Below are 11,757 nucleotides of genomic sequence, written 5' to 3'. Positions count from 1 at the left end.
TGCCTGGACGTCACCGACAACAACTCCGCCAACGGCACCCGGATACAGATCTGGAGCTGCACCGGCGGCGCCAACCAGAAGTGGAACGCGCCCGCAGCGGCGCAGCAGCCGGCCGAGCAGTGCTGGGCGACGCACTACGGTCCTCAGCCGCCCGGTGCCCTCACGGCCAGCGGCGAGGTCTTCGACAACAACGCCGACACGGCGGCGACCTCGCTCAGCCGTCAGCCGCAACTGCCGTTCGGCACCCGGGTCCAGGTGACGAACGTGGCCAACGGACGGTCGCTGGTGGTCCGCATCAACGACCGGGGCACCTTCGTGCAGACCCCACAGGAGCCCAAGTGCCTCGACCTGACCGACGGTGCGTTCAGCCGGCTCGGCGGAAGCCTGAACCCGGACGCCGGACACATCGTCGTCACGCAGACCGTTCTCAACTGACCCGGCGGGGCGCGTAGTCGCCGGCCGGACTTCCTGCGCCGCCCGCGCACCCGCAGCGCTTCCTCCCTTCGCAGTACGCCCCGTGAACTGGAGCGAATCCCCCATGAATGTCCCGTACTTCGGACCGACACCGAGGAGACACGTGCGCCTCGGACGGATACTGGCCGCCGCCGTCGCCGCCTGTCTCGGTGTGCTGTTCGCCGTCACCCCGGCCCAGGCCGCCGACGGGCAGATCACCGGCCTCGCCGGCAAGTGCGTCGACGTGGCGGGCGCGAACAGCGCCAACGGCACCGCCGTACAGCTCTACGACTGCAACGGCACCAACGCCCAGCGGTGGTCCAATCCCGGCGACGGCACCCTGCGGGCGCTCGGCAAGTGCCTGGACGTCGTCGACCGCAGCACGGCCGACGGAGCCGCCGTCCAGCTGTGGGACTGCTCCGGCAGCGCCAACCAGCAGTGGGTGGTCACCGCCGCGCACGACATCGTCAACCCGGCCGCGAACAAGTGCCTGGACGTGCGGGACAACAACTCCGCCAACGGCACCCGGCTGCAGATCTGGAGCTGCACCGGCGGCGCCAACCAGAAGTGGAACGCGCCCGCGAGCGGTGGGGGCGGCACCACGCCTTCCGGGTTCGTCGTCTCGGAGGCCCAGTTCAACCAGATGTTCCCGAACCGGAACCCCTTCTACACCTACAGCGGCCTGACCGCCGCCCTCAGTGCCTACCCCGGCTTCGCGAACACCGGCAGCGACACCGTGAAGAAGCAGGAGGCCGCCGCCTTCCTCGCCAACGTCAGCCACGAGACCGGCGGACTGGTGTACGTGGTCGAGCAGAACACCGCCAACTACCCGCACTACTGCGACTGGAGCCAGCCGTACGGCTGCCCGGCGGGACAGGCGGCCTACTACGGGCGCGGCCCCATCCAGCTCTCCTGGAACTTCAACTACAAGGCGGCCGGCGACGCCCTCGGCATCGACCTGCTCAACAACCCCTGGCTGGTGCAGAACGACTCCGCCGTCGCCTGGAAGACCGGCCTGTGGTACTGGAACACCCAGTCCGGCCCCGGCACGATGACCCCGCACAACGCCATGGTCAACGGCGCCGGCTTCGGGCAGACCATACGCAGCATCAACGGCTCCCTGGAATGCGACGGCAAGAACCCCGCCCAGGTCCAGAGCCGCGTCGACGCCTACCAGCGGTTCACCCAGATCCTCGGCGTCAGCCCGGGCGGCAACCTGTACTGCTGACACCCCTCCAGCACGCCCCTGGCGCGCGGGCCGGCACGGACCGGCCCCCGCGCCGGGGGCTTCCTCGTGCCGCCACCGGGTTCCGCAGGCCGGCGGGCCGCAACCCCTTTCCTGGGCAACGTCCGACCACAAACCGCTGAGACATCCGATGTGTTGGGTGTAGTTGGCCGATTCGTTCACCGCTCAGGCGATTGACAGGTGCACGCAAGGTACCTAGGTTCGCCGATACACCCGATGTATCGGCGATCCGTCAGGTCTGGAGGACGACGATGACCTCACAGTCGGACAAGCGCTCACCGGTGGCCCGGAGGTCCGTGCTCGGTACCGCGCTGGGCGGAGCCGCGGTGGCGGCCCTGCCGGGGGCGGCGCACGCGGAACAGGCGGGGACGGGCGGGGACGCCGGCCCCGCGGGCGGCAGACGGCCGTGGCGGCTCCGGTCCGCCCTGGCCGACGACAGCGCCTGGGAGACGTTCCTGCGCGGCCAGGACCTGCTGTGGAGCCGACTGCCCGCCCTCTGGTACGAGGGCCCCTTCCTGGGCGACGGGCTGCTCGGCAGCATGATCTACCGGGAGCCGGACACCCACCAGATCCGGTTCACCGTCCAGCACGGCCGGGTCCAGGACCACCGGCCCGAGTTCGGCAGCGGCTGGGGCACCTGCCGGCTGCCGGTCGGCCACCTCACCCTCGAACCCATCGGCACCATCACCGCCGTGGACTGGCGGCTGAGCCTGTGGAACGCCGAGCTCACCGGCACCGTGACCACCACCGCGGGCACGCTCACCCTGGCCGCCCTCATCCACGACGAGGTCCTCGCCGTCCGCGCGACGGCGAGCGGCGGCGAGCGGGTCACCTGGACCTTCCACCCCGAGGAGGCCATCAGCCCCCGCAAGATCCAGGAGGCCCCGCCGGCCGGCTACACCGGCAACCCGCCCTGGACCACCCGGACCGCCGCCGACGGCACGGAGCAGGTGCTCCAGCCCCTGACCGGGGGCGGGCAGACCGCCACCGCCTACCGCCGCACCGGGGACGAGCTGCTGCTCAGCGTCGGCCACAGCTTCCCCTCCGGCACCGCCGCCGAGGCCGACTCGCTGCGCAACCTGCGGCGTGGCGCGTCGTACGCGGCCCTCAGGCGGCGGCACGTCCGCTGGTGGCACGCCTTCTACCGGAAGAGCTTCGTGTCCTTCCCCGACCAGCGGTTGCAGAGCTTCCACTGGATCCAGCTGTACAAGGTCGCCTCCGCCAGCCGTGCGGGAGGGCCCGTCATGGCCACCAGCGGGCCCTGGCTGGAGCCGACGCCCTGGCCGGCGGTCTGGTGGAACCTCAACGTCCAGCTGGAGTACTGGCTCATCCACGGCTCCAACCACCTGGAGCTCGACGCGCTCGCCGGCACGCTGCGGCAGAACCAGGAACAGCTCATCGCCAACGTGCCCGCCGCCTACCGCAAGGACAGCTCCGGGATCGGCCGCAGCTCCGACATGTTCGCCAACCGCTCCGTGGGCGAGCCGGGCACCGGCGCCGAGACGGGCGACCTCACCTGGGCGCTGCACAACGTGTGGCTGTCCTACCGGCACACCATGGACAAGTCCCTGCTGCGGGACACGATCTACCCGGTGCTGCGCCGGGCCATCACCTACTACCTGCACTTCCTCACCCCGGGCAGCGACGGCAAGCTCCACCTGCCGAGCACGCTCTCGCCCGAGTACCCCGTGGTGCCGCCGCAGGACACCAACTACGACCTGGCGCTGATCCGCTGGGGCTGCCGGACGCTGCTGGAGTCGGCCGAACTGCTCGGCATCCAGGACGAGTCGGCGCCACGCTGGCGGGACGTGCTGGCCCGGCTCACGCCGTACCCGGTCGACGACAACGGGTTCATGATCGGTGCCGACACCCCGTACGCCCAGTCCCACCGGCACTACTCGCACCTGCTGATGGTGTACCCGCTGTACCTGGTCAACTGGGACCAGCCCGAGAACCGCGAGCTGATCACGAAGTCGGTGACCCACTGGCACGCGCTGACCGGCGCCCACCGAGGCTACAGCTACACCGGGGCGGCGTCGATTCACGCCATGACCGGCGACGGCGACACCGCGCTCGGCTATCTGCGGAAGTTCTTCGACCCCACGACCCGCTACCCGTGCCGGGCCAACACGCACTACACCGAGGCCGGTCCGGTGATCGAGACCCCGCTGTCCGCCTCGCAGTCGCTGCACGACATGTTCTGCCAGAGCTGGGGCGGGGTGATCCGCGTCTTCCCCGCCGTCCCCTCGGCCTGGGCGGACGTCACCCTGCACGACTTCCGCACGCAGGGCGCCTTCCTGGTGAGCGCCGTCCGCAAGGCGGGTGTCACCCGTTTCATCCGGGTCAGGAGCCTGGCGGGCGAACCGCTGAAGCTCCGGCACGGCCTGAGCGGAACCCTCACCGTGCTGCTGGACGACGGCTCCCCGGCGCACACCCGGGACCTCGGCGACGGCACCCTCGCCATCGACCTGCCCCAGGGCCGCGAGGTGCTGGTCCACTCCGGGTCCCGCCCCGACCTGCTCATCGCCCCGGTGGCCGTCAGCGAACCCGGTCCGGCCTGGGGACTGCCGTAGCGGCCGTCCGTACCCCTCGCCCACCTCCACCCCACCACCCGGGAGGGTTTCATGGCGGTTCCTATCAGGACCGCGGTCGCCGCGCTGTGCGCCGGACTGGCGGCCTCACTTCTCAGCGGCGGCCCCGCACGGGCCGGCCAGGACACCGGCTCCACCCCGCACGTCTGGACGGTGTCCGCGCCCGGACCCGGCGCGGCGGCAACGGCACCACGCGTCCGCGTGTCCCTGGACGACGGCACCGGCACCCTCGGCCTGTCGGTGTCGCGCGGCGGGCGGACGGTCATCGAGCCGTCCCCGGTCGGCATCCGCACCGAGCGGGCCGACCTCTCGCAGGGCCTGCGCTTCGTGCGCCGCACGGACCGGCTGGTCGACGAGCGGTACCGGACGACGTCCGGCAAACGGCTCGACCGGCGGTCCCTGATGAACGAGACGCGGCTGTCGTTCCGCACCGCCGCGGGCGCCCGGTTCGACCTCGTCGTCCGTGCCGCCGCCGACGGTGTCGCCTACCGGTACGTGCTGCCCGGAGGGTACGGCGACGTGCTCGGCGAGACCTCCGCGTTCACGCTGCCGGCGGACGCGCGCGCATGGCTCAGCCCCTACCGGGCCGACAACGAGGGGCAGTTCGCCGCGTACTCGGCCGGAACCGCCCCCACCGGCTCCTACTCGGACCAGGCGCTGTTCGCGACCGACGGCGGCTACACGCTGCTCGCCGAGTCCGGCCTGACCGGCGCCTACTCCGGTGCCCGGCTCGCGCACGAGCAGGGCAGCGGCACCTACCGGGTCACGCTCGCCGACGAGCGGGTGCGCAGCGGCGGCGGTCCGCTCGCGACACCGTGGCGCGCCATGGTCACCGGCAGCCTGGCCACCGTCACGCGGTCCACGTTCACCGACGACCTCGCCCCCGCCTCCCGGGTCGCCGACACCTCGTGGATCCGGCCCGGCACCGCGCTGTGGACCTGGCTCGCCGGTGGGCGCGCGGCCGGTCAGAGCCTCACGGCGCAGAAGGCGTACGTCGACTACGCCGCCGCGCGGCACTGGCCGTACGAGGCCGTCGACGCGGGCTGGTACTTCAGGAGCGACCAGTGGGACACCACCGACCCCGACTGGCGGACGAACAGCTGGCTGCCCGAACTCACCGCGTACGCGCGGGCCAAGGGGGTGGGGATCATCGTCTGGATCCACCAGCGGGACCTGGACACCCCCGAGGAACGCGCCCAGTGGCTGCCCACGCTGGAGCGGTGGGGCGTCAAGGGTGTCAAGATCGACTTCATGAACGCGGAGTCGCAGTCCATGCTCCAGTGGTACGACGCCATCCTCAGGGAGACGGCCGAACACCACCTCATGGTCGACTTCCACGGATCCACGGTTCCGAAGGGCATCCAGCGCACCTGGCCGCAGGTCATGACCATGGAGGGCGTCGGCGGCGAGGAGAAGCGCACCAACACGTCCGCCCACCTGACCACCCTGCCGTTCACCCGCAACGTCCTCGGCTCCATGGACTTCACCCCGGGCGGCTTCCAGCGCGTCGGCCAGCGGCCGGACTCCGACGCGGCCGAGACCGGTCTCGCCGTCGTCTACGAGTCGGGGTTGCAGATGCTCGCGGGCAGCCCGGAGTCGTACGATGCCCGGCCGCTCGCCCGGGACTTCCTCGGACAACTGCCCGCCGCCTGGGACGACACCCGGCTGCTCGCGGGCACGCCCGGGCAGGAGGCGGTCCTCGCCCGGCGCAGCGGCGACCGCTGGTTCCTGGGCGGGGTGTACGCCGGTCCCGCGCGCAGGGCCGAGGTGCCGCTGAGGCTCGGGTCCGGACGGTGGCTGGTCGAGACGGTCCGGGACGGCACCGACGGGCTGGTCCAGGACCGGCAGGTGGTGCGCGGCGGTGACACGCTCGGCGTCGATGTCGTCGCGGGCGGCGGCTTCGCCGGGATCGCCTGCCGCTGGCACCCGGGGGTCGGCACCTGCCACCGCTGAGGCCGTCGTCGGCAGCTGTCGCAGGTATGGACCTTCTCGGTCCTTCCCGGCACGGTGGTGGGCGGCACTGCGGCCGGGCGGTGCCGTTCGACCGGTCACCGCCCGGCTCCCCCGCCTCCGACCCCCAAGGGCTGCCCTCATGCCGATGCCACCAGCCGCGCTGCGGCTCGCCGCCACCGCCGTGGGACTCCTCCTCACGGCCGCCACCGGCGCCCCCACCGCGGCCTCCGCCGCCGTACCGCCGCGCACCGCTCCCGCCCGGGTCGCCGTCGACGCACCGGACCAGGCCGCCTGGTCCGCGCCGCTGTCGACCCGCGGCCGGTACGTCGTCGACGCGCACGGTGACCGCTTCAGGCTCAAGGGCGCCAACTGGGACGGAGCGCAGGGCTCCTGGACCGGCAGCGGCAGCGCCGCCGACCCGGCCGACCACCACGCCGGACAGGACTCGCACGGCATACCGCTGGGCCTGGACCGCGTACCACTGCCCCAACTCCTCGCGGACTTCCACCAGCTGGGGATCAACACCATCCGGCTGCCGTTCTCCAACGAGATGATCCACAGCACGGCACCCGTACCCGACGGCGCCGTCGCGGCCAACCCCCGGCTGCGCGGCAGGACACCGCTGGAGATCTACGACGCCGTGGTGGAGGCGCTCAGCGAGAGCGGCTTCGCCGTCGTGCTCAACAACCACACCAACACCTCCCGGTGGTGCTGCGGCATCGACGGCAACGAGCGGTGGAACAGCGGGCAGTCCACCGCCCGGTGGGCGGACGACTGGGTGTTCATGGCCCGCCGCTACGCGTCCGTGCCGCGCGTGGTCGGCGCCGATCTGTACAACGAGGTCCGGCGTGACGTACTGGACGACCCCAACTGGGGGCTCGGAGACGACCACGACTGGTACGCCGCGGCCCGGCTGGCGGCCGACCGCATCCTCACCGAGGCGAACCCTCGCCTCCTCATCGTGATCGAGGGCATCAACTGGACCGGCGTACCCGTGGACGGCCTCCCCCACGGCCGGCCGGTGCTCGCCCCCGCGCGCACCCTCTCGCACACCCTGCTGGACGCCCGCAAACTGGTCTACTCCGCCCACTTCTACGGCTACACGGGCCCCCGCCACAGCGGCGCCACGGGCATCGGCGAGACCCACGACGCCCGCTACCAGGACCTGTCCCGCGCCGAGCTGGCCGCGGCCCTGGACGACGAGGCGTTCTTCGTGGAGGAGACCGGCCGGCACCACACCGCGCCCGTCTGGGTGAGCGAGTTCGGCGTCGGATCGGGCGAGACGAACGCGGCGGCCCGCACCTGGTTCGGCAATGTCACGGACTACTTCGCCGACCATGACGCCGACTTCGCGTTCTGGCCGCTGGTCGGCTTCGAGGGCCACGACGACTGGGCCCTGCTGCGCTACGACACGGCGGGGCACCGCTCCGGCATCCTCGACCCCGGCGACTGGCGGACCGCCGCGTGGCAGCGTCTGGTGTCCGCGCCGGGCGCGACCGGTCCCGTGGCGTCCGTCCCGCTCTGGCGCATGCTGAGCACCGACCACGCAGACGCGGTGGCGTCGCCGCGGGTGCGCGCCACGGGAGACTGGGACCCGGGAGCCCGCAAGGCGGCCTGTCCCGACGGTACGCGACTGGCCGGGATCAGCCACACCGGAGGGCGTGGCCTGTGCACCGACGCCGGGGCGGGAGGGCTGCGCGGCGCCGACGCCCGCCAGACGGTCGTCACCGACGAACGGTACGTGCCGGCCGGCGGGGACTGGGCGTCCGGGTACACCAAGTACCAGTGCCCCACTGGAGAGTTCCTCATCGGCTACAGCGTGCGGGGAGAGCGCGTGTCGGCCGCGCTGTGCGTCCCGGCACGGACCGCGCTGCCGGGGGCCGGCCGCACGGTGTGGTTCGACCGGTCCGACAGCCGTCCCGCCGACGGCGCCGGCGGGGACTTCGCGTACGGCGCCTTCAAGGGCCAGTGCGCGGCGACCGAGTACGCGGCCGGGATCGCCTTCACCACGCGCGTGGGCAGCCGCCCCGGTCCGGCGGCCCTGCTGTGCCGCGCCCTGCCCTGACCAACGGCCGCCCCCAGTCGGCGTCGTACGGCAGTGTCGTCCCCGGCAGCACGTACTCGTCGCGGCGACCGCACATCCCGAAGGCCCGCGAGCCGGGTGGGTCCGCTCTCGTAGACGGTGGCCTGCGCGAGGTCGGCGGGGTCCCCGGTCTCCAGCGCGTCGAGTAGCACGATGACGCGCAGGCCGGCGCCGCCCACCATGCAGTGCACGGTGCCCGGTGTGCACCATGCGACCGAGCCCGGTCGCAGGGGGACGTCCCGGGGGCCGTCGGGGCTGAGGGTCTGCACCGCGGCACGTCATCCGGGCACCGGAGCCGGCCGTGCCCCCAGGTGCCCGCCCAGGTGCAGGCGGGCGACCAGGCCGGCGCAGCCGAGGCCGGTCGCGGCCAGGGCCGCCCACGGCAGCCATCGCACCCCGGTGTCGAACAGCGCTCCGACGGCGAGGTTGCCCAGCGAGATCGCGATGCCGGAGGCGGTGTTGTAGGCGCCGTAGTACGTCGCGACGAGCCGGTCGCCGGCAAGCCGTACCACCGTGTCCATCTCGAAGGGGTAGAGCAGCGCCCCGCCCCAGGCCAGCAGGACCGCGCACACCGTCAGAGCGCAGAGCCCGGCCGACGCGCCGTACGAGCGGGGCAGCAGTGGCAGGAAGGCCGCGCCCATGACCACGAGCCCCCACACGACGGCCTGCGGCCCGGACAGGGTGCGCTGCGCCCACGCGGTCAGCTTCAACTGGCCCGCCAGCGCGGCCAGCGCCGAGGCGGCGAAGACCGCGCCGGTGACCCATCCGGTCCGCTGGCCGAAGAGTGCGCGGGCGTGCAGCGGGAGGGCGAGGTAGACCTGGAAGGCCAGGACGTAGGAGCCGCTCATGGCGGCGGCGAAGAGCAGGAAGGGGCGGTTGGCGGCGACGGTGCGCCAGTCGGTCGCGACCGCCCGCCAGGCGGGTCCGGTGCCGCGGCCGGCGGGGGGCCGGGCGGGCAGGGCGCGGGACTGAAGCACCGCCAGGGCGCCGAAGAGGGCCGCGGCGACCGTGCACACCGCGCTGAAGTTCCAGGTCAGCAGGGCCAGTCCGGCGAGCGGACCGACCAGGATGCCCGCCTGGTAGAAGACGTTGAACGCGGCGAACGCCGCCACCCGGCGCTCCTCGCCGGCGTCCGCCGCGAGGTACGCGCGCACGGCCGGGTTGAACAGCGCGCCCGCCAGGCCGGTCAGCGCCGACGCCGCCACCAGCGCGGGCAGCGAGGCGGCGACCGCCAGCAGTCCGAAGGCGACCGCGCGCAGGGCGCACCCGGTCAGGATCATCGGCTTGCAGCCGTAGCGGTCGGCGAGGGTGCCGCCGAGGAGGAACATGCCCTGCTGGGAGAAGTTGCGCACCCCCAGCACCAGGCCGACCGCCCAGGCGGCGAGGCCGAGGCCGTGCGCCAGGTGGTCGGCCAGGTAGGGCATGAGCATGTAGAAGCCGAGGTTGATGGCGAACTGGTTGACCATCAGCAGCCGGGCCGGCCGGTCGAAGGAGGCCATGGGCAGCCGTGGCCGCTTCACCGTGCACCCGCCTTCGTCAGGTCGCGCGCGAGCGGGTCCCGGACTCGTCCGCACCGCGTCCACCGGGTGACCACGCACGCGTCCGGCTCGGCGATGTCGTCGGGCTCCGGCCGCGGTGTCCGCCCGAGGAGGCCGTGCTCGCGGCACCAGGCGTCGTCGTAGACCGTGTGCAGATAGCGGTGCGGTCCGTCGGGGAAGACGGCGGCGATCCTCGTCCCGGCGGGGTACGTCCGCGCCGCCCATCCCGCCACCAGCGCCACCGCTCCGACGCTCCAGCCGCCGGAGGCGTAGTGGCGGCGGGCGAGTTGGCGGCAGGCCCAGACGGCCTCCGCCGGGGCCACCCAGTGGACCTCGGCGAAGGCCGCGTAGGCGACGTTGTCGGGGTGGATGCTGGAGCCGAGGCCGCGCATCAGCCGGGGTCCGGCCGGCTGGCCGAAGATCGCCGATCCGACCGAGTCCACTCCGATGAGCGTCAGCCGCGGGAACGCCTCCCGCAGTACGGCAAAGACGCCTGCGGAGTGTCCGCCCGTGCCGACCGCCGCCACCAGGACGTCCACCCAGCCCAGTTGGGCGATCAGCTCGGCCGCGAGGGGGCGGTAGGCGGCGGCGTTGTCGGGGTTGCGGTACTGGTCCGGGCAGTAGGCGCCCGGCGTGCGGGCCAGCAGTTCGGCGACACACGCGCGGCGCGCCTCCTGCCAGCCGCCCTCGGGGTGCGGGGCGGTGACCTGGACGACGCGTGCGCCCCGCGCGGTGAGCAGGCGCGCCATGGACGGTTCCATACCGGGGTCGGTGACGACCGTCACCGGGTGGCCGTAGGTCAGCCCCGCCAGGGCGAGTCCGAGGCCGAGGGTGCCGCTGGAGGACTCGACGATCGGCGCGCCCGGCGCGAGGTCACCGCGCCGGCGCGCCTCGCGGACCATGTGCAGCGCGGGCCGGTCCTTGAGGCCGCCGGGGTTGGCGCCTTCCAGCTTGGCGTGGAAGCCCCGGCCGGGCGGGGCGAAGGGTTCGTCCACCCACAGCACCGGGGTGTCGCCGACGAGGTGGGCGGGGCGTCGTGCGGTACGGAGGCGGGGGGTGCGGGTCCGGAAGGGCTCGGGCAGGGGTTCGGGGAGAACTTCGGGGAGGGCCGTGGGGAGGAAGTCGGGCAGGGAGGGATGCATGGCGTACGGCTCCTTCGCGCCCGGCGGCCGTGCGGCGGGCGCTGTGCGAGTGGGGGCTGGCGCGCGGGGCACGCCCCGGACCGCCTTGGGTGGCGGGGCGTGCGGGCGCGGGCCTACTGCCGTAGCACGCAGACGAGCGCGAGCGAGGTGCTGCCCGCACAGGACGGGGCGGCGCCGGGGGGCCTGCGCCCAGCGGTGTGCGTGACGTGCCCGCGGAACCCGGCGGGAAGGAGCGGCTGGTGCGTCTCGTCGTCGAGAGCGGTGTCGTCCAGGGCGGCACGCGGCCGGTCCGCCGTGTGGTCGGCGTGCCCGTCCGCCGCGTGCCGGTGCTGGGGAGGCCCGTCCGAACCCGTTACGTCCGCCCCGTCCGCGACCTGCCGGACATCCTGCGTCACCAGGGCACTCGGGACCAGGGCACTCGGGTCCGGGCCGGCGAAGGAGCAGGCGTGCACCGCGCCGGTGAGGTGGGCGGCGATCACCAGGACCAGCCCGATCAGCAGGGCGGCACGACGGCAGCGCCCCGCGCGTCCGTCACTGCTGCCCCACGACATGATCACGGCCCCACAGTAATCACGCGGTGACGGTATGTCACATCGACGGCGGTGCGATTCGTCCGGCCGAGGGTGTCGGCACCCACCGCTGCCGACGCCGGAGGCGACGCCCCGCACGGCGAGCGCCCGGGCGCCGTGCGCCCCGCACCCGGGCCGCCCGCCCGCCCCTGCTCACGGCCGACACCCGCGGCCCATCCGGT

Annotated in this window: 8 protein-coding genes; 5 read left to right on the top strand and 3 right to left on the bottom strand. The window is 73.4% G+C overall.

Going from position 1 to position 11,757, the window contains the following annotated elements; translation table 11 throughout:
- From ABZV94_RS36645 to ABZV94_RS36625, 5 genes are all read left to right on the top strand, one after another.
- Nucleotides 1-435, top strand: a 435-nt coding sequence (locus ABZV94_RS36645; RefSeq protein WP_356348462.1) for an RlpA-like double-psi beta-barrel domain-containing protein, incomplete at its 5' end; no start/stop codon positions are given.
- A 103-nt stretch (nt 436-538) separates the two neighbouring features.
- Nucleotides 539-1,681, top strand: coding sequence for a lectin (locus ABZV94_RS36640; RefSeq protein ID WP_356348459.1), 1,143 nt, complete (start codon nt 539-541; stop codon nt 1,679-1,681).
- A 269-nt stretch (nt 1,682-1,950) separates the two neighbouring features.
- Nucleotides 1,951-4,272 carry a Tat pathway signal sequence domain protein gene (locus tag ABZV94_RS36635; RefSeq protein ID WP_356348457.1) on the top strand — a complete coding sequence of 774 codons (2,322 nt, stop codon included), beginning with the start codon at nt 1,951-1,953 and terminating at the stop codon, nt 4,270-4,272.
- Nucleotides 4,273-4,323: 51 nt separating this feature from the next.
- Complete coding sequence (locus tag ABZV94_RS36630) at nt 4,324-6,243, top strand: glycoside hydrolase family 97 catalytic domain-containing protein (protein ID WP_356348454.1); 1,920 nt, start codon at nt 4,324-4,326, stop codon at nt 6,241-6,243.
- A 139-nt stretch (nt 6,244-6,382) separates the two neighbouring features.
- Nucleotides 6,383-8,308, top strand: coding sequence for a cellulase family glycosylhydrolase (locus ABZV94_RS36625; RefSeq protein ID WP_356348452.1), 1,926 nt, complete (start codon nt 6,383-6,385; stop codon nt 8,306-8,308).
- Nucleotides 8,309-8,604: 296 nt separating this feature from the next.
- Here ABZV94_RS36625 and ABZV94_RS36620 read toward each other — a convergent pair whose 3' ends face one another.
- From ABZV94_RS36620 to ABZV94_RS36610, 3 genes are all read right to left on the bottom strand, one after another.
- Nucleotides 8,605-9,846, bottom strand: coding sequence for an MFS transporter (locus tag ABZV94_RS36620; RefSeq protein WP_356348450.1), 1,242 nt, complete (start codon nt 9,844-9,846; stop codon nt 8,605-8,607).
- Nucleotides 9,843-11,006, bottom strand: a complete 1,164-nt coding sequence (locus tag ABZV94_RS36615; RefSeq protein WP_356348448.1) for a pyridoxal-phosphate dependent enzyme — start codon at nt 11,004-11,006, stop codon at nt 9,843-9,845. The genes ABZV94_RS36620 and ABZV94_RS36615 overlap by 4 nt, the downstream gene beginning before the upstream one ends.
- A 113-nt stretch (nt 11,007-11,119) precedes the next feature.
- A complete protein-coding gene (locus tag ABZV94_RS36610) occupies nt 11,120-11,557 on the bottom strand; it encodes a hypothetical protein (protein ID WP_356348465.1) in 438 nt (145 codons plus the stop codon).
- Nucleotides 11,558-11,757 lie beyond the last annotated feature (200 nt).

It is taken from the genome of Streptomyces sp. NPDC004658 (assembly GCF_040609555.1).
GTDB lineage: Bacteria > Actinomycetota > Actinomycetes > Streptomycetales > Streptomycetaceae > Streptomyces.
This window is presented reverse-complemented; position numbering and strand designations above follow the sequence as displayed.

What these genes read in the sequence shown, in the direction of transcription:
- ABZV94_RS36640 (WP_356348459.1), top strand. Translation starts at nt 539, where the DNA reads ATGAATGTCCCGTACTTCGGACCGACACCGAGGAGACACGTGCGCCTC.
- ABZV94_RS36635 (WP_356348457.1), top strand. Translation starts at nt 1,951, where the DNA reads ATGACCTCACAGTCGGACAAGCGCTCACCGGTGGCCCGGAGGTCCGTG.
- ABZV94_RS36630 (WP_356348454.1), top strand. Translation starts at nt 4,324, where the DNA reads ATGGCGGTTCCTATCAGGACCGCGGTCGCCGCGCTGTGCGCCGGACTG.
- ABZV94_RS36625 (WP_356348452.1), top strand. Translation starts at nt 6,383, where the DNA reads ATGCCGATGCCACCAGCCGCGCTGCGGCTCGCCGCCACCGCCGTGGGA.
- ABZV94_RS36615 (WP_356348448.1), bottom strand. Translation starts at nt 11,006, where the DNA reads ATGCATCCCTCCCTGCCCGACTTCCTCCCCACGGCCCTCCCCGAAGTT.
- ABZV94_RS36610 (WP_356348465.1), bottom strand. Translation starts at nt 11,557, where the DNA reads ATGTCGTGGGGCAGCAGTGACGGACGCGCGGGGCGCTGCCGTCGTGCC.